We start from the raw sequence: 17527 nt of genomic DNA, 5'->3' as shown, positions 1-17527 counted from the left end.
CATCATCCTGATCCTAAATTATAAATACACGGTTAAATATCAAAAGAAATAATAAATGTTTGAAATATGCAAATAACAGATTGATCGTTGCAAACAGGAACAACCTTTGTACGCCCATATTTGTAATAAAACAAAAAAGACATGAATAATATAACTAAGATTGCCTTGATTACTGGCGGTAGCCGGGGATTGGGTAAAGATATGGCTTTACGCATTGCAGAAAAAGGCATTGATGTTGTGATCACCTATAACAGCAAAATTGACGATGCACAGGCGGTAGTAGCTCAAATTCAGCAGATGGGCAGAAAATGCGCGGCAATTCAGCTTAATACCGGAATTATAAAAAGCTTTGATGATTTTACTCTACAACTGCAATCAACATTAGAGAAAGAATTTTCCAGTTCTACATTCGACTATCTTGTCAACAATGCGGGGATAGGAGGGTATGCACCATTTGCCGAAGTGACAGAACAAATGTTTGACGAGTTATTAAACATCCATTATAAGGGTGTGTTTTTTTTAACTCAGCAAATGATTCCAATTATGCAGGATGGTGGTGGTATTATAAATATTTCGTCCGGGTTAACACGCGTTTCAGCGGTAGGCTCTTCAGCATATGCATCAATGAAAGGGGCAATAGAGGTTTTCACCAAATATCTTGCAAAAGAATTAGGACCCCGTGGTATCAAAGCAAATGTAATAGCACCGGGAGCCGTCATGACTGATTTTGGAAATGGACATCTTAGGAATGACGCACAACTTCAACAATTAATGAGTAGCGTAACTGCGTTGGGCAGAACTGCTGTCGCAGAAGACATTGGTGGGGCCGTAGCGTTTCTATGTACAGAGGATGCCCGCTGGGTTAATGCCCAACGGATCGAAGTTTCTGGAGGTATGTTTATTTAAATTGGGGTTACAGAGATTCTAAATAAGATACACGAGACTGTATATCAATAAGCTACTAGAATAAATTCAGAATTAATCGGGATTTAAAGGCTGTAAACATGCCTAGAATCCCGATTTTATTTTTTCGAGCAGAATTAAATTTGGAGAATAAAGATTTGCTTCGTTACTTTGTTTAAAATTAGTCTAAATAAGCAAAAAACCTAAAACAAATCAAATAGCTCGTTCAAAATGAAGAAAATTCTACTTTCGCTCCTATTATTTTTTACTGCAATCTGCGCTGGCGCACAAGGTGTCGGTTCAATTACAGGTAAAATTACCACGCCCGACAATAAGCCGGCTCCATTTGCAACCCTTTCTATTAAGGGCACAATGCTAAATTCAGCTACAGATAGTCTGGGCTACTATACGATAGCACAAATTCCGGGTGGTAAATATGTTCTTACAGTTTCTGGAATTGGGTTTTATCCAACAAACAAACAGTTCGTTGTTGTTGCAGGTGTTTCTCAAACTGTAAACGTTACTATCCGTTCAAAATCAAATGAACTTGACGAGGTAACTGTCTCTGGCAACAAGCCAGTAGTTACGTCGTCAAGTGAATATGTGAGTAAGATGCCCCTCAGCAGTATTGAGAATGCTCAGGTTTATACAGGTATTTCCAATGCGCTTATTGTTCAACAAAAGATTTTCACACTGGAAGATGCGGTAAAAAATGTGCCTGGAATTAGCATTGCGTCTGGAAGTGGTTTTCAAAATACCATCGATTATGGTGGTACAAGCTTTAGTAGTCGTGGTTTCCAAACCAAGATCAGGGCATTAAATGGACTTGCAAATAACATGGCTAGTTCTGCAGACGTTGCCAATCTGGAAAAGATCGAAGTAATTAAAGGACCTTCTGCTACACTTTTTGGAAATATCATCAGCTCTTATGGTGGGTTGATTAATAGGGTTACCAAAAAACCATACGATTACACTGGCGGATCAGTAGAGTATGCCGGAGGAAGCTACGGTTTCCACCGTCTGGCTGTAGATGTGAATTCTCCATTGAATGAAGAAAAGACATTTTTATCGAGATTGAACGTTGCAGTGCAAAACCGAAATACTTTCCAGGACAACGGGGCATTTAGTAAAAGTGTTTTCGTTGCACCATCTTTTAGCTATAAATTATCCGATCGTATTAAAATTAATTTGAATGCTGAGATTAACAGAAGTGAAGATGGTGGACAGGGCGGAGGAATTCTTTTTAGTTTAAGTCCGAGTTATATTAAAGGCTATCTGCCAGGTGTGCTCAAAGGATTTGGTGTTCCGGATGCCACAGCGGCAGCAATCATCGCCTCTGCACCAACAACCATAAAGCAGACTTTCGGGTCAAACAACATTAAGGATTTCAACCTTGACCCGTATCGCTCATATACATCTAATGACCTGACTACGAAGATGAGTTCTTTAAATATGAATGCTGAGGTCCATTACAAAATATCAGATCAATGGAATTCTGTAACATCCATGATTTTTGGTTCTGGTAACTCTGATGGATTCAATACCTATCTTATCCTTGTTCCAAATGAAGTACCTGCACTCGTTGCCAGTTTGCCTACAGGAAGAGTGACTTTTGGTACAGCAGGAGCGGATTATTTTACCAGAAATGGTAGAAAAAGTAATGCCAGTCTTGAAACTCAACAGATTCAGCAGAATTTTATCGGCGATTTCAAAATAGGAGCCTTACGTAATAGAATGGTTGTAGGACTTGATTATTACCACTTGAAAACAACGTCTATCTACAGGAACTTCATGGGAAGCCTTTTCGGGATTCCACTAGATAATATGTTCGACCAAGTAAAAGTTTCTGGCAACGCACCAAATTACTATAATTTTAATGCGGTACGATTAGATGATGCCTTACAAAAGAATCCCGTTACGGAAACAAATTTTGGCAATAATCAAAGTGTTTATAGCTCTTACGTTAATGACGTACTTAACATCACCGATCAGATCATTGCCTCGGCAGGTATCCGTATTGACCGTTTCCAAAATAAGGGCACTTATGACGGTATCACAGATACTTACAAAGGCAACTATAATCAAACGGCATTTTCACCTAAATTCGGTCTGATCTATCAGCCGGTTAAAGATAAAGTTTCTTTTTTCGGAAACTACCAGACCAGCTTTACCAATCAGGAAGGAACTAGTTTTGATGGAACAGCTTTTAAACCTGAACAGGCAATGCAATGGGAAGCAGGAGTGAAAACCAGCTTTTTTGACGGCCATTTTACCAGCAGCGTTAGTTATTATGATATTAAGGTGGATGACAAGGTTCGGGTAGATTACGCACATCCGCTGTTTAGTGTACAGGATGGTACTCAGGTAAGTCGGGGTATTGAAGCGGAAATCCTTGGAAATCCAATCCCTGAACTGAATATTTTATTGGGGTATGCGTATAACGATAGTAAAATGACAAAAGCAGATGCATTAATCGAAGGGCTTAGACCTGCGGGATCTGGACCTAAGCATCAGTTCAATTTCTGGATACACTATCACTTCAATGAAACCACGCCACTAAATGGATTCAGTATTGGTACTGGAGGGAATTATGTCGGTGAAACTTTAGCCGTTAATCTGAATCCAGATGGAGCAATCATCATCCCATCTTATAAAGTATTCAACGCAAAACTTTCTTACGACAAGGCTAAGTATTCATTTGGTTTAAGGGTAAATAATCTTAACAACGAAAGATATTGGGTTGGCCTAGGAAGTGTATCTCCGATGATGCCACGTCAGTATGTTGGCACAATAGGTTTAAAATTCTAAGTTATATGGGTTAAAAGGAAGGGCCCGACCGGGCCCTTTCATATATAGGTAATTGTTAATAGTTGCCTTTAGGCTAGCCCTTAATGAATTCCAGGATATCTTTATTGATCGTTTCAGCCTCCGTAGTCGGCATTCCATGAGGAAAGCCTGGATAAGATATCAATTTGCCATTGGGTAGAAGAGCTGCTGCCTTAGGGCCTGAAATAGGATAAGGAACAATCTGATCATCTTCGCCATGTAATACCAGAACAGGAATTTCAACGCTTTTAAGATCTTCGGTGAAATCCGACTCCGAAAATGCCTTGATACCTTTATAATGAGCCAAAACTGAACCCATCATTCCCTGTCTCCACCAGTTGTGCTTAACGCCTTCAGATACTTTTGCACCTTCGCGGTTATACCCGTAAAAAGCTGTAGGGAAATCATGGTAATACTGCGCCCTGTTAAACCCTGTACCTTCGCGGATTTCGTCAAAAATAGACATTGGCACACCTTCCGGATTACTTTCACTTTGTACCATGATTGGTGTTACAGCGCTTATCAATACTGCTTTTACCACACGGCCTTTACCATGTTTCGCCACGTAACGGATTACTTCACCACCGCCGGTAGAATGGCCGATGTGAATTGCGTCTTTAAGGTCTAAAGCTGCAGTTAATTCAGCGATATCGGCTACATAAGTATCCATGTCATTTCCTTCTGAGGATTGTCCGGATCTTCCATGACCACGACGGTCATGCGCAATTACCCGGTAACCTTGATTCAGGAAGAACATCATTTGCCCATCCCAATCATCACCGGATAATGGCCATCCATGATGAAACACAATAGGCTGACCTGTGCCCCAGTCCTTGTAATAGATTTCGGTTCCGTCTTTTACTTTAATGGTACTCATAGTTTTAAATTTTAGGATTAAGAATAAGTGTTTGTATATTTTGTTTTTTTATATTCAGTTTAATCGGTGGAAATCTTTGTAATGCAACGTCTCCAGTGCATCGCACCACCTAATACAACATATATGCCTTAATAGTAAGATTCTGTTTATCAAATAAATAGCTCATTTTTTACTATTGTGAAGTTACGATATTTCGTCGATTTACGTTACCCTCCCGAGAATTGCATTTATTTCATGCTTTCCTGTGTTAAAATTGCTCAGGAGCATCGTCAAAATTAGGCTACTCTGTTTAATTGTTTATACTTTTGGAGTAGCGCTAGTTTATTTGTTCTAAAGTTGTTGAGTATGGTTATTAGGAAAAGTACATTAAATGATATAGTAGAAATATTCGCGATATATGACCTGGCAACAGCCTATCAGAAAACAGTAAACAACAAAAGTTGGAAAGGTTTCGAACGTAGTCAGGTAGAGCGCGAAATAGTCGAAGGAAGACATTTTATTATTCGTGAGGATCAAGAAATTGCTGCCACTTTTTTAATCACGCACGATGATCCGATTATCTGGAAAGATGCTAATGAGGATTCTGCTATTTACCTTCACCGGATAGCAACAAATCCAGAATTCAGAGGGAGATCTTATGTCAAGAAAATAGTTGCGTGGGCCAAAGCTTACGCTAATGAGCATGGTCAGCAATTTATCAGACTTGATACCCACAGCGGAAACGAACGAATCAATGCCTATTATTCCAGTTGCGGCTTTACCTATAAAGGAATAAGTGAAATAGAATGGACGACAGATCTCCCTGAACATTACAAGGAAGGGTCATTCAGTTTGTTCGAAATCCAAGTACCACATTCATGACAATCAAACATACAATTCTATCATTTCCCGGGAATCAAGTATCTTAGGTGGGTGCTTCGGTATGATATGAGTTGCACCTTTAAGATTAACGCTGCTATGAAATCTCAATTAAACATCTGTCTGAAATTCCTGATGTTACTCTTCATCACGGTTTTCGGTATGGATTCTTTTTCGCAGGATATCAATAGGGCGACTGCAAATGGATACTTAGCTGAACTACAATCAACGAAAGCAGATAGCGCCCGTGTAAGGTTATCTCTTCAATTAGCAAAGTTTCACATTCTTAAACCGGGGGAATTAAAAGCAGATTTAGATAGTGGAGAAAGATACATCAACCTTGCGCATAATCTGAGTAATTCGCTTAAAAGTGTTAAGTGGCAACATCAAAGCCTGATTATGGATGTTGTGCTGGCCATGGAGAGAGGTGATGAAGCTCAGGGACGAAAATTATTTAATCAGGCGATCCGTGATTTCCAGAATACTAACGACAAAGAAGCCGAAGCTGATTTAAGATTCCGCTTTGCAATCTGGTTAACGACCAGGGGAACATACACCGCAGAGGTGCTTTCAAATTTCCATAAGTCGGCAGCACTTTATCGGGCACTGAAAAAGCCTGCTCTGGAAATTAACGTATTTAAGGAGATCGCATCGATTCATTTTGACGAAGGTAAAGTTGACATTGCAGAATCAGAACTCTTAACTGTACTAGCAAGATACAAAGATATCAAATACCCAAAATTGCATTATACGTATAATTTACTTTCCTCGGTTAGTAGGGTTAAAGGTAATTTCAACAAAAGCCTTCGTTATGCCTTGCTTTCTGTTGAGGCAATGAAATCATCAAATGATACAACCAATGCGGCTAATTTCTATGCCGATCTAGCGCGGATTTATATGGAGATTGGCAACACCGAAAAGGGTATCGAATGGTATAAAAATGCGCTTCAGAAATGGAAACAAAACGAGCGTGCTACATTTGGCGTCTTTGTAGCTGCCGGATACGTATCAGACGACCTAATCCAGCAGGGAAAAGCTCATGATGCGCTTAATTTCACAGTAAATCTTTCCAAAAGACTTCCTCCAATTACGCTGATTCAAAAGGCATGTTTTGCACAAAATCTCGCTATTTGTTACAATGCCCTGCATAAGTACGCGCAAGCAGAGCGGTATTACCTGGAATCACTAAAGCTGTATGAAGAATCCAAAAACGACTTCGAAGTTTCTGAGGAAGCGCAACGCGCCATCGGGAAATTCTATCTGCAACGTGAAGATTTTAATAAGGCAGGGGATCATCTACGTAAAGCGTTGCTTTTTAATCCAAATAGATTGTCTACAGCCTCTCTAAAGGATATCCACGCAATGCTGTTTCGGGTAGATTCTGCCCAAGGTCGTTTTTTATCAGCAATTAATCATCAAAAAATACATAAACAACTTAGTGACTCATTACTTGATAGCCGTAAAACCCGTGAAATTGAGGAACTGCAGATTCAATATGAGACGGAAAAGCGGAAGAAAGATCTCGCTCTGTTAAGCAATACCAGCAAGCTTCAGGAAAACAAGCTACAACAAGCTAGCATGACCCAGCATTACACTTTCCTTGGGTTAGGCCTCATGGCAGTAATTCTCATCTTACTCTATAGTCAGTATAAACTAAAAAATAAAAGTAATCGGGATCTCCAAAACCAAAAATTAGAAATCAGCGAAAAAAATGATTCCTTAGAGCATCTGTTGGGAGAGAAAGAATGGCTTCTTAAGGAGGTCCATCACCGTGTTAAAAATAATCTGCAGATTGTAATCAGCCTGCTTAATACACAATCATCATACCTTGACAATGATGTAGCCTCAAAGGCATTGAAGGAAAGTCAGCATAGACTACATTCCATTTCCTTAATTCATCAAAAATTATATCAATCTGAAAATCTCTCGGTTATAAACATGGCTGATTACATTTCAGATCTAACGAGCTATTTAAGTGAAAGTTTTAAATTGACCGGTAACATTCATTTTGATTTCCAGCTAAGTCCCATTCAGTTGGATATCAATCAAGCGATCCCTGTAGGCTTGATTTTAAACGAAGCAATTACCAATGCCATTAAGCACGCATTTAAGACAACAAAAAAGGGTAATGTGGGAGTAACGTTCCATGAAGAAGATCCTGAACTCGTAGCATTATTAATAACTGACAATGGGCCCGGTTTCCCGGCAGACTTCGATTTAGAAAATTGCCAGTCACTCGGCATGAATTTGATTAATGGACTAAGCAGGCAGTTGGACGGCACCTTTGCAATTACAAGGCGGGATAACATCACCTGCCTCAAAATATCCTTCAATCATAAATTAACACCTGAAATCTCAGAAAGAGATTTTTAGTCGCTTATTAAAGACCAAATCACGTTTGTACAACGTAAAATTAGATGGTCAGGCTTGAATAAGCTTGGCATTTAAATTGGAGTAGCGTATCTTCATCATACAAAAACGGAAAAACACATGAATACTGAAAAAGCCATTCTCGCCGGCGGTTGTTTTTGGGGAGTTGAAGAACTCATCCGTCACCAGCCAGGCGTAATATCAACTATAGTTGGATACACCGGTGGCGATGTACCAAACGCTACTTATCGCAATCACGGCACACATGCCGAAGGCATTGAGGTTACTTTTGACCCTACAATACTATCTTATCGTAAATTACTGGAATACTTTTTTCAAATCCACGATCCTACAACGAAAAACAGACAGGGAAACGACATCGGCATGTCTTATCGCTCAGCAATTTTTTATCTCAGTGAAGCACAATATGAAACAGCTAAACAGGTAATAGCCGATCTTAATACGTCTGGAAAATGGCCGGGTCCAATTGTAACTGAGGTTATTCCGGCAACAGACTTCTGGAACGCAGAGGAGGAGCATCGCGATTACTTACAGAAAAATCCTTATGGTTATACCTGCCATTTTGAAAGAGCAGACTGGAAACTGTAAGTGCACATAGAAAACGGTCATTTAATACTATTTAAATGACCGTTTTTATTTGATGATACTACTAAAAATCAGTAGATAAACTTACCTCTAAGTTGTCCTGAATTCCCGCTTGTAGCAGCTCTACTTTATAGTTAGCAAATTGAACTGCATCAGAGCCTAATAACAAGCGTAGGGGAGGATTCTCTAATTTTGATGTATTGATCATTACTTCTGCCGCTTTTTGTGGATCACCAATCTGGCTACCCGAAATTTCCTGCTCATGTTTGTGTTTGTTTTCTTCAATGACGGTGTAATCGGAAATGGGTTGTTTTGGAGTTACAATAGATCCGCCAGTTAAAAAATTAGTACGGAAATAGCCGGGTTCTATAATAGTCACATTGATGTTAAAAGGTTTAACTTCCTGAGCCAACGCTTCAGATAGGCCTTCAACAGCAAATTTAGTGGCGCAATAGATGCCCCAGCCGGCACCGGCGATTAACCCAAAGACCGACGATAGGTTAAAAATATGCCCTGATTTGGCGGCACGCATATGTGCTAGTACAGCACGGGTAACATTCAACAAACCGAAAACATTTACGTCAAAATTTGCTTGTACTTCGATGTTTGACGATTCTTCAATGCCGCCCATCAGTCCATAACCTGCATTATTTACTAGGAAATCAATTCTTTTAAACTTAGCAATAGCAGCCGCTACGCCCGATTTAACGTCTGCTTCATTCACAAGATCTACCTGGAGTGGTAAAAACTGTTCTGAACTAGTATCCATCGCCGCTTTTAAACTTTCCAGGTTTCGTCCGGTAGCCACCACATTATAGCCTTCGTTAAGTAATTGTTTAGCTAACACAAGGCCCAATCCCTGAGAAGCGCCTGTTATAAACCATGTTTTTATTTGAGTTTCCATATTGTTTTTTTTTTATACAAAGGAACTCAGATCGTGTAATATAGCATTTATTCAAACCGCAGAGATCTTTGCGATTTTCAACTATTTAAGCAGAAATCAACGTTTCCCGGAATAACGAAGGTGAAACTTTCTCCTTTTTGTGGAAAAACGAGGTAAAGGCTGCTTGTTCTGAAAAGCCTAACACCCGGCTAATTGCGCGAATGTCCCAATCGGTATGTAGCAATAAAACCTTTGCCTCGTATAAGAGTCTTTCTTGAATATGCTCCCGCAGTGTTTTACCTGTTTGGTTTTTCACAAGCGTGTTTAGATAATTTGGATGAACATTCAACTGTTCCGCAAATTCCCCTGCAGTTTTAATTTTAACCACCGTGTCCTGTCCTTTAATCTGAAAAGCAGATTCCAGCAAACTTAAAAAATTATGAATATAGCGGTAACTCTCAGGGACCGCAACCTCAGGCAGATTTTTTCCTGCACGTTGTACTTCCAGCAATAACATTTGAAGCTGTAAAAATATAGCCTGTTTCTTGTCCTCGTGCGTACTGTCGGCTTCCTGCAAAATTATTTCAAAACAGGCATTTACCCTGGTAGATTGATCATCAGAAAGCTGAACAACAGCCCTTGCGGCTTTAAAAAAAGGATATTGTTTAAAAAGCTGCAGCAGATAACTTGCTTGATCAAAATAGTCAGGATGGATCAGACAAAAATGCCCGTCAGATTCTTCAGATGTAGTTTGCCAGGATATAATTTCGTCAGGGTGTATAAAAGCAATATCTCCGGCGCCAATCAAATACTGGTGTAGGCCAACAGTCAGAATGCCCGTGCCAGCAGTAGCATGAAAAATCTTATAAAACTCGCGCCGATTAGGAGAAATATAGTCGTTAACCGGATTATCTTTTCTGTTTTTAATTGTAAACTGATGGTTGTGCAGCGGATTTACAGCAAGACTGAAAACAGGGAACTTGAAGTTTGTTGCAGCAAACTCTGTCAACTCTAAACGTGGAATAGCCGCTTTGTCCATAAAACAAAAGTACAAAAAACTAAACAGATAGTCTGGGCAAGACTACCTGTTAGTTCAATCGGCTATGCCTGATGTTGGGCAATCAGTGGCAATAGCTCAAGGAGGTTGTCGATAACAAGGTCAGGATTCGCAGAAGCCAGTTGTTCAGCAGTATGAGCACCCGTGGTTATACCAACAGTTAAACCACATCCAGCATTTTTGCCTTCTTCAATGTCAATAATAGAATCGCCAACTTTAATAACGGCAGCACTTTCTGTAATACCAAGCTGCTCCATCGCCAAAAGGATCATATCAGGATCAGGTCTGTTTTTGCCTACGTCAGAAGCTGTCACCAATATATCGAAATTAACACCAGATGTCCAGCCCATCTTATCAATAATCAGTTGCGCAGTTTTGCGATCGTAACCAGTATTTAAAACTGTTAAGATATCCCGCTCTTTTAACGCATTCAGAAGAGCGTTGGCGTCAGGTTGTGGCGCTATGGGTGCAGACACGTATGCGTCAGTTAACTGTTCGATGAAGCTACTATAAATTTGTTCGGTAAGTACTTCGTTTGTTATGCCACTATATACTGACAATACAGATCTGATGGCATGTTTCTTTTCTTTTCCCGCACCCTGAATCAGCACCTCATCCAAACTAAAATTAAACCCAGCTTCATTGATCGCTTTTCTTAATGTTTTATATACTACGTTATCTTCGTTAACGGTAGTTCCGGCCATATCAAAAACGACCATTTTTATTTGCTTGTTCATTTATTTAAAAATTAATTGTAAAAATTATATTTTGATACCAACTCTTACAGGCTTAATATCTGTCGCAAAACGGAAAGCTTCCTCAACCTCATGTAGCGAATATTCTTTTTCGATGAGCAGCTCAAAGGGATACTTCTGATAGTTACGTTCAACGAAAATCTTTGCATTGACAAAATCATCATAATTATAGTTGTGCAGCCCCTTGATCTCTAATAGCTTTCTGACGATCTTCTGAGCATCGACAGGGACAGGTTTCGCAGGAAAGACAGCTCCTATCCAGATTGCGCGTCCACCCAGAGCCAAAGAATCCAAGCCTGTTTTCATCGCTTCAGGATTTCCTGTCATGTCAAAAGCAAGATCGCTTTGAGGCCAGGGTAGCTGTGAAGCATCAATTTCTGTAGGAAAAATAAAAGTTTCGTCGGTGCCGAAGCCTGTACCCCAGTTCAGTCTGGATCCGTCGGGGTCTATCAGTCCGATCCAGGAAGCACCAGCTTCCTTACACATAGCAGCGCAGGATATCCCCAATAATCCAGCACCAAAAACCAAGACTTTCTTACCTTTAATCTCCCCGGCGATACGTAAAGCGCCGGCAACAGTAGCATGCGCACAACTGATTGTGGCGGCTACCTTTAGGGGTACATCAGGTGCGATTTTTAGAAATGCAGTATTGGACCTCAATACGCAATAGTCTGCCAGTCCGCCGTTAAAAATATCTGTATCTGTCGCGAGTGCATGGCCATATTTAAAAAGTTGATCGCTCTTTTGCGGCATATCTGCTCGCGGTGCCTCAATACCAGCTGGAACTGCGAAGATGCTCCAGGTAATTCGGTCACCAACCTGTACCGCATTCCCTTGATAATCTTTCACTTCTTCATTGGTATTTAGTGATAAGATTTCTCCAACAATCTCATGTCCCAGAACAACATGCTCGGGCTCTGATCGATGTCCACAATACGTATGGATATCACTTCCACAAATAGTGGTATACAGATTTCGAACCAGGATTTCATCACCGTTTAAAGTAGGTGCTGCACGTTCTACGAATTGAAATGGTTTACCTGGACTATTAAATAGCACAGCCCGACCGGGCAGTAATTTTTCTGACGCGTTGTTCATTGTTTTTAAGTTTGATATTAAAATATAAGTAAGCACATATCAATAGCAGAATACCAGTTATGGATAAACCAATACTGATTTTCAAAAAGACGTCTAATATCGAATCACTAGCTGGAAGTAGATAACGTAACAGCATAAGCACGATATAACCCGTGTAGCCAACGGAATCAACAATGTACATCAGGAAGCCGACATTTGCACGCTCACGGGTCATTGCGATCAGGCGTTCGAATACTACGGCATGAATGGCAACGTACGGGAGGTAAACACCAAGACCTGTAAGTACCATAAATATAAAGGCATCCATACCGCGTTCCAGGCCGGCTACGGCAGCCAAGACAACGATAAACCCTAATAGACTCGTAAACAAAGAAAATCGAAATGCGTTATAATGATTTTTGATAAGCACTGCAAGTGCAGTTACTACAATTACCCCAAAAGAAACCAAAAGCTCAGAACGCGTAAATAGGTCAGGGGTTTGTTTATAACCAAGTCCGGCCCAGATTTCGACAGTAAAATCTGCGCGCACACTTCGCAATAATGTCACGAAAAGATAAACCAGTGTAATGCTGATCAATCCCGTTGCATATTTTGTGAAAAATGCTAGCCGGTCGGCACCTGTCATAGGCTCACGTGCAGAGCGGTCAGCAATGTCTTTTTCAGTGGGCGGCGGAATGCACGCCAACATTCCTATAAAAAGAAGCGTCGGTAACATAAACACAAGCCCAGCAAAAAAAGGCATCCAGTTTTCCGTCACCCCAAATTGTAGAAGCAGGGCACCAACTGATTTAGAAACACCATCAGAAACAATGAAACTTGTACACAAGCCTGCTATCAGAAACTCTGTGTTTTTACGTCCCTCCAGGAATCCAAGTACCAGGCCGAAAATCACGCCTAACGGCAAGCCGTTTAAAAAGATTACAATTAGATTCCAGGGGCGGGGTACCCATCCGAAAGCAAACAACATCAATTCAGCAAATCCAATCAGACTCAGGATTGCCATAATTCTGTGAGTAGGCTTAACTTCAGAGACTATTTTAATTCCTATCCATTTTGCTACAACGTACCCGAGCGTCTGCGCAATAATGAGCAAAATCTTGTAATCTAATCCCAGCAAAACACCATCATTATAGGTGGCGGCAGTGTACGGCCTTCTAAAGCCATACATGCAAAAGTAGGTACCGAACGCCGCAATCAAAGCCCAGGCTGGAGTGGCAGTAGCTACCTTAAAATATTTTCCGCTTATTGTTTTTTTCCTATTTAGCCAATCCATTCATCAATAATTGTTTAGCAAAACTAAACAATGTTGACATTATATAATTTGAAATCATGTTATGCTTTTGTTAAATAGCAGTTATTATTTACTATTTTAGTTGATCGGAACTTTATTTGTAATTCACTGTAATTATGATGTTTATGCCAAACATTTTTCTTGTGCCTGCATTGCAGCGCTTTGTAAGACAATACATTTTATTGCATGCGGATATGAGCGGGATTTCGGTAAACCAACGAAATAAACCAATGCCACCAGATGAAGATCAACCTTTATTTTTTTATCGAAGGAGCAAGTTGTCTGCAGAAAGCCACCCATCCGTTGCGACCTTCAGAGGCAATTAGTAGGGAAGATGCTGTCATAGCATACACGCTTACCTCGGCATATGCCGAATTTGCAGAACAAAATAAAGGAAGTCTGGTTTTTGGTAAAGTGGCCGACCTGGTCGTCCTTTCGCAGGATATTTTTAAAGTTCCTGTACCGCAACTGTTACAAACAGAAAGTCTCTTAACGATTATAGATGGGAAAATCGTTTACGATAAATTGGATTATAAAATCTTCAATCCGTAAATTAGCTCGATAAAAGCTTTTTATGATAGACATCAAGTTTGAGAACAGCGGTGACGAACCTGCAGCATTTAATTTATACAAAGACGGAACGAAGATCGGAGAGATGATTGTCGAAATAGCCGACGGTAATATAACTGTTTATCACACCGAGGTAGATATTGAACAAGAAAACAAGGGTTATGCAGGCCAGCTGCTGTCAGCAATGGTGGACTACGCGAAAGCACACCAACTTAAGGTCATTCCACTCTGCCCGTACGTGCATGCACAATTTTTAAGGCATCCAGAGCAGTATGCGTCAATATGGAATAGCGATATAGCATAAACCCGTTAACTACTGCCTGAACAAAATAAAGCATAACTGCATGCTGACAAAATATCCGTTATAAAACTGTTTATTTAATAGCGACAGTATTTTTTCTTTTCCAGTATTGATCTGTGCTCCAAAATTATTTGTTTGTGGTATTTTTTCTGGTGTGTCCAAGTTAGTTTTCATTGCTAAGGGATTTTAGTGAAACTTAATGATGCTTATAGTATAAGATAAAAGTAGCCCCGGTAACGTTTCTCAATCCACCAAATTCGGCGGAAGGAAGGTTTCGATCGGTGAAACCAATTTTTAGAGCTTTTACTAATTGAATTAAATTGGCTTTGAAAACTCAAGCGGACAGCATAAAATACAAACTGAGCGGCCAAGCGCAATAAGTTTCGTAAATTGACGATATCTCGTTATCTTCAAAGACAACAACGCCCTGCAATAGATTAACTTTCAGCAACATAAGTCGTGGCAACACAATTGCGCTTAGGTTCAACAACAATTGCTAAACCTGAAAAATTGTTTTACCTTTAACTCATGGCCATACCCGCTACAAAAATGACCTGTCTGATTGTTGATGATAACCCAATCGCCCGCGCAACGCTCGTTCAACTTGCCAGTCAGATCCAGGATCTGGAGATACTCCAGGAATGCGACAACGCAATCTCCGCATACAACTACCTTCAACAAAACGATGTACAGCTTGTGCTGTTAGACATAGAAATGCCGGAAATGAGCGGACTGGAACTCACGCGTAGCCTCGGAAAAAAAGATTTTTTCATTATTTTCACTACTTCAAAAAAAGAATATGCGCAAGAGGCATTTGATTTGAATGTAGCCGATTATTTAGTTAAGCCTTATGCTCCACACCGTTTTATACAAGCCATCAATAAAGTAAAAGACTTAATTGGGAGTAAAGATGAAGATTTAGAATTGATAAATGATGAGTTCATCTTTGTACGCGATTCTAATATTATACGCCGACTTGGCCTCGACGACATTTTGTATGCCGAAGCTATGGGTGATTATGTTAAATTTTATACGAAAGACAAGTTGTACGCGATTCATGGCACATTCAAATCTGTCGAAAGCAGGTTGCCCGCTCAGCGATTTGTTCGTATTCACCGATCATATATCGTGTCCCTGCGATATATTGATACCCTTCAGGAGGGTGGTGTGGTTATCCAAGGCAAGTTCCTGCCAATTGCAGATAGTTATCGTAAAAGTTTACATAAAGTCATGAATATCCTGTAATAGGAATCGAAAATCGACCAATACGGATTTTAACGGACGCCGCTTTCAAATTTTGCATAAAGTTACATTCCAACATTTTCTCTTATTTTTGTTGTAAGCTCAGAAACAAAGTATGCAAGAAATTTTAAGGAGTCAGATAGAAAAAATAGTTTCGCTAACAGACGATGAATTCGAATTTGTGATGTCTCATTTTTCTACAAGATTTTATAAAAAACATCAATACGTAGTTCAGGCCGGAGATGCGGCACCTAACGACCATTTTGTGGTTAAGGGCCTGTTAAGATCTTTTTATATTGACGATGCTGGTAAAACCCATATCCTGCAATTTGCTATGGAAGACTGGTGGATCTCAGACCCCGATGCCTACCATAATAAATTGAATGCAACGCTCAATATTGACTGTCTGGAGGATACTCAGGTTTACTATATTTCAATTGATAACCGTGAAAAACTTTGTGTAGCGCTTAATAAGATGGAATACTTCTTCAGAAAGAAAACTACCGCAGGTTACATCGCACTTCAAAAGCGAATCTTATCGCTGATGAGCCAAAATGCAGAAGCGCGTTATATCCAATTTATAAAATTATATCCATTGCTCTTACAGCGCTTGCCCAAGTCCTTAATCGCGTCATATTTGGGTATCAGTAGGGAGACATTAAGTCGACTAACCATGCTTTAACGTGACTTACCGCACAATGATTTTGTGATTCATGTCCTTTGTTTGAGGTCCTCAGATAACGATCATTGTACTATTTAGAAAGACGCAAAAAGCTTAAGAATATGGAACAAATCGCATTGGTAATAGGAGCTACAGGAATTACCGGAAGTAATCTAGTAGAAAAGTTACTGGATAAAGGTTGGAAAACTTATGGATTGGCAAGAAATCCAAATAAGCATATCAAAAATTTAAATCACTTGTCGGCAGATTTACTAAGTCTGGATAGTTTAAGAACTGCGCTTGAAAACGTCAATCCAACACACGTGTTCATCACCAGTTGGATGCGTAACGATACTGAGGCAGAAAATATCAGGATAAATAGCGCCATGGTGCGTAATTTACTAGAGGTATTAGCGATAAAGAAAACAGTACAACACGTAGCGCTAGTTACAGGTCTTAAACATTATTTAGGTCCTTTTGAAGCATATGCGGCAGAAGGATTTCTACCAGAAACCCCAGTTTCTGAAGAGCACCCGAGACTAGATATTGAAAACTTTTATTATGCACAGGAAGATGAGATGTATGCTGCTGCAGTACGTGATCATTTTACATGGAGCATCCATCGGCCGCATACAGTGATTGGGAAAGCTGTGGGAAACCTAATGAACATGGGCACAACACTGGCAGTGTATGCAACGATATGCAAGGAACAAAATCGGCCATTCCGTTGGCCAGGATCCGCTGCGCAGTGGAACGGCGTTTCAGATATGACCGATGCAAGGTTGCTGGCCGAGCATCTGATCTGGGCAGCAACAACACCTGCTGCACGTAATGAAGCATTCAACGTTGTGAATGGAGACGTGTTCCGCTGGAGCACGCTATGGAAGAAGTTAGCTGCAAAATTTGATATTGAACCGATAGGATATACCGGCACTATTTACTCACTTGAAGCGGAAATGAAGGATGACGCACCGGTTTGGGAAGAAATAAGTACGCGATATGGATTAAAAGAAAATAATCTAGAAAGATTGGCATCTGCTTGGCATACCGATCTGGATCTCGGCCGGCCGATAGAAGTAATCACCGATATGTCTAAAAGTCGGAAACTTGGGTTTCTCACTTATCAGCAGACGGAAGAATCATTTTACGATCTGTTCAGTCAATTACGCGCTGAGCATCTTATTCCGTAATTAAGTGGCAAAAAAGCTCCGTGAAAATCCACGGAGCTT

17 protein-coding genes are annotated in these 17527 nt (G+C 40.2%); 10 read left to right on the top strand and 7 right to left on the bottom strand.

The window, feature by feature from the left end:
* Positions 1-141: 141 nt before the first annotated feature.
* Positions 142-906, top strand: a complete 765-nt coding sequence (locus CLV32_RS16425) for an SDR family NAD(P)-dependent oxidoreductase (protein ID WP_133557500.1) — start codon at positions 142-144, stop codon at positions 904-906.
* A gap of 228 nt (positions 907-1134) precedes the next feature.
* Positions 1135-3711: a TonB-dependent receptor gene (locus CLV32_RS16420; RefSeq protein ID WP_133557498.1), complete on the top strand. Its 2577-nt coding sequence runs from the start codon at positions 1135-1137 to the stop codon at positions 3709-3711.
* A gap of 73 nt (positions 3712-3784) precedes the next feature.
* On the opposite strand, the gene CLV32_RS16415 is transcribed toward CLV32_RS16420, so the two are convergent.
* Positions 3785-4606: an alpha/beta fold hydrolase gene (locus CLV32_RS16415; RefSeq protein WP_133557497.1), complete on the bottom strand. Its 822-nt coding sequence runs from the start codon at positions 4604-4606 to the stop codon at positions 3785-3787.
* Positions 4607-4951: 345 nt separating this feature from the next.
* On the opposite strand from CLV32_RS16415, the gene CLV32_RS16410 reads away from it, so the two are divergent.
* The 3 genes from CLV32_RS16410 (at position 4952) to msrA (ending at position 8443) form a co-directional block, all read left to right on the top strand.
* Entirely contained in the window at positions 4952-5467 is a 516-nt protein-coding gene (locus CLV32_RS16410; RefSeq protein WP_133557495.1) for a GNAT family N-acetyltransferase, read from the top strand.
* A gap of 96 nt (positions 5468-5563) precedes the next feature.
* Positions 5564-7837, top strand: coding sequence for a tetratricopeptide repeat-containing sensor histidine kinase (locus CLV32_RS16405; RefSeq protein WP_166641963.1), 2274 nt, complete (start codon positions 5564-5566; stop codon positions 7835-7837).
* 117 nt (positions 7838-7954) lie between these two features.
* Positions 7955-8443 carry a peptide-methionine (S)-S-oxide reductase MsrA gene (gene msrA / locus CLV32_RS16400; protein ID WP_133557491.1) on the top strand — a complete coding sequence of 163 codons (489 nt, stop codon included), beginning with the start codon at positions 7955-7957 and terminating at the stop codon, positions 8441-8443.
* A 61-nt stretch (positions 8444-8504) separates the two neighbouring features.
* Here msrA and CLV32_RS16395 read toward each other — a convergent pair whose 3' ends face one another.
* The 5 genes from CLV32_RS16395 to CLV32_RS16375 all read right to left on the bottom strand — a co-directional run bounded on the left by CLV32_RS16395 (position 8505) and on the right by CLV32_RS16375 (position 13506).
* Positions 8505-9344 (bottom strand): oxidoreductase, encoded by an 840-nt coding sequence (locus CLV32_RS16395; RefSeq protein ID WP_133557489.1) that lies wholly within the window; start codon positions 9342-9344, stop codon positions 8505-8507.
* Between the two features lie 85 nt (positions 9345-9429).
* On the bottom strand, positions 9430-10362 hold the full coding sequence (locus CLV32_RS16390; protein WP_133557487.1) for an AraC family transcriptional regulator: 933 nt from the start codon (positions 10360-10362) through the stop codon (positions 9430-9432).
* Positions 10363-10424: 62 nt separating this feature from the next.
* Positions 10425-11117, bottom strand: coding sequence for an HAD-IA family hydrolase (locus tag CLV32_RS16385; RefSeq protein WP_133557485.1), 693 nt, complete (start codon positions 11115-11117; stop codon positions 10425-10427).
* Between the two features lie 24 nt (positions 11118-11141).
* Complete coding sequence (locus tag CLV32_RS16380) at positions 11142-12233, bottom strand: alcohol dehydrogenase catalytic domain-containing protein (protein WP_133557484.1); 1092 nt, start codon at positions 12231-12233, stop codon at positions 11142-11144.
* Positions 12184-13506: a DUF5690 family protein gene (locus CLV32_RS16375; protein WP_208111032.1), complete on the bottom strand. Its 1323-nt coding sequence runs from the start codon at positions 13504-13506 to the stop codon at positions 12184-12186. The genes CLV32_RS16380 and CLV32_RS16375 overlap by 50 nt, the downstream gene beginning before the upstream one ends.
* Positions 13507-13764: 258 nt before the next feature.
* Here CLV32_RS16375 and CLV32_RS16370 point away from each other — a divergent pair, with 258 nt between their 5' ends.
* Entirely contained in the window at positions 13765-14076 is a 312-nt protein-coding gene (locus CLV32_RS16370) for an amidohydrolase family protein (protein ID WP_133557482.1), read from the top strand.
* A 22-nt stretch (positions 14077-14098) separates the two neighbouring features.
* Entirely contained in the window at positions 14099-14398 is a 300-nt protein-coding gene (locus CLV32_RS16365) for a GNAT family N-acetyltransferase (RefSeq protein ID WP_133557480.1), read from the top strand.
* 9 nt (positions 14399-14407) lie between these two features.
* On the opposite strand, the gene CLV32_RS23135 is transcribed toward CLV32_RS16365, so the two are convergent.
* Entirely contained in the window at positions 14408-14569 is a 162-nt protein-coding gene (locus CLV32_RS23135; RefSeq protein ID WP_166641962.1) for a hypothetical protein, read from the bottom strand.
* Positions 14570-14923: 354 nt separating this feature from the next.
* Here CLV32_RS23135 and CLV32_RS16360 point away from each other — a divergent pair, with 354 nt between their 5' ends.
* From CLV32_RS16360 to CLV32_RS16350, 3 genes are all read left to right on the top strand, one after another.
* Positions 14924-15640: a LytR/AlgR family response regulator transcription factor gene (locus tag CLV32_RS16360; protein ID WP_243732339.1), complete on the top strand. Its 717-nt coding sequence runs from the start codon at positions 14924-14926 to the stop codon at positions 15638-15640.
* Between the two features lie 112 nt (positions 15641-15752).
* Positions 15753-16319 carry a Crp/Fnr family transcriptional regulator gene (locus CLV32_RS16355; protein WP_133557478.1) on the top strand — a complete coding sequence of 189 codons (567 nt, stop codon included), beginning with the start codon at positions 15753-15755 and terminating at the stop codon, positions 16317-16319.
* A gap of 101 nt (positions 16320-16420) precedes the next feature.
* Positions 16421-17488, top strand: coding sequence for an SDR family oxidoreductase (locus tag CLV32_RS16350; RefSeq protein WP_133557476.1), 1068 nt, complete (start codon positions 16421-16423; stop codon positions 17486-17488).
* Positions 17489-17527: the final 39 nt, after the last annotated feature.

Source organism: Pedobacter duraquae, assembly GCF_004362245.1.
Classification (GTDB): domain Bacteria; phylum Bacteroidota; class Bacteroidia; order Sphingobacteriales; family Sphingobacteriaceae; genus Pedobacter; species Pedobacter duraquae.
This window is presented reverse-complemented; position numbering and strand designations above follow the sequence as displayed.

Excerpts from the sequence above, each read along its gene's own strand:
- CLV32_RS16395 (WP_133557489.1), bottom strand. The coding sequence starts at position 9,344 with ATGGAAACTCAAATAAAAACATGGTTTATAACAGGCGCTTCTCAGGGA.
- CLV32_RS16385 (WP_133557485.1), bottom strand. The coding sequence starts at position 11,117 with ATGAACAAGCAAATAAAAATGGTCGTTTTTGATATGGCCGGAACTACC.
- CLV32_RS16410 (WP_133557495.1), top strand. The coding sequence starts at position 4,952 with ATGGTTATTAGGAAAAGTACATTAAATGATATAGTAGAAATATTCGCG.
- CLV32_RS16415 (WP_133557497.1), bottom strand. The coding sequence starts at position 4,606 with ATGAGTACCATTAAAGTAAAAGACGGAACCGAAATCTATTACAAGGAC.
- CLV32_RS16390 (WP_133557487.1), bottom strand. The coding sequence starts at position 10,362 with ATGGACAAAGCGGCTATTCCACGTTTAGAGTTGACAGAGTTTGCTGCA.
- CLV32_RS16420 (WP_133557498.1), top strand. The coding sequence starts at position 1,135 with ATGAAGAAAATTCTACTTTCGCTCCTATTATTTTTTACTGCAATCTGC.
- msrA (WP_133557491.1), top strand. The coding sequence starts at position 7,955 with ATGAATACTGAAAAAGCCATTCTCGCCGGCGGTTGTTTTTGGGGAGTT.
- CLV32_RS16360 (WP_243732339.1), top strand. The coding sequence starts at position 14,924 with ATGGCCATACCCGCTACAAAAATGACCTGTCTGATTGTTGATGATAAC.
- CLV32_RS16375 (WP_208111032.1), bottom strand. The coding sequence starts at position 13,506 with ATGGATTGGCTAAATAGGAAAAAAACAATAAGCGGAAAATATTTTAAG.
- CLV32_RS16380 (WP_133557484.1), bottom strand. The coding sequence starts at position 12,233 with ATGAACAACGCGTCAGAAAAATTACTGCCCGGTCGGGCTGTGCTATTT.
- CLV32_RS16405 (WP_166641963.1), top strand. The coding sequence starts at position 5,564 with ATGAAATCTCAATTAAACATCTGTCTGAAATTCCTGATGTTACTCTTC.
- CLV32_RS16355 (WP_133557478.1), top strand. The coding sequence starts at position 15,753 with ATGCAAGAAATTTTAAGGAGTCAGATAGAAAAAATAGTTTCGCTAACA.
- CLV32_RS23135 (WP_166641962.1), bottom strand. The coding sequence starts at position 14,569 with ATGAAAACTAACTTGGACACACCAGAAAAAATACCACAAACAAATAAT.
- CLV32_RS16370 (WP_133557482.1), top strand. The coding sequence starts at position 13,765 with ATGAAGATCAACCTTTATTTTTTTATCGAAGGAGCAAGTTGTCTGCAG.
- CLV32_RS16425 (WP_133557500.1), top strand. The coding sequence starts at position 142 with ATGAATAATATAACTAAGATTGCCTTGATTACTGGCGGTAGCCGGGGA.
- CLV32_RS16365 (WP_133557480.1), top strand. The coding sequence starts at position 14,099 with ATGATAGACATCAAGTTTGAGAACAGCGGTGACGAACCTGCAGCATTT.
- CLV32_RS16350 (WP_133557476.1), top strand. The coding sequence starts at position 16,421 with ATGGAACAAATCGCATTGGTAATAGGAGCTACAGGAATTACCGGAAGT.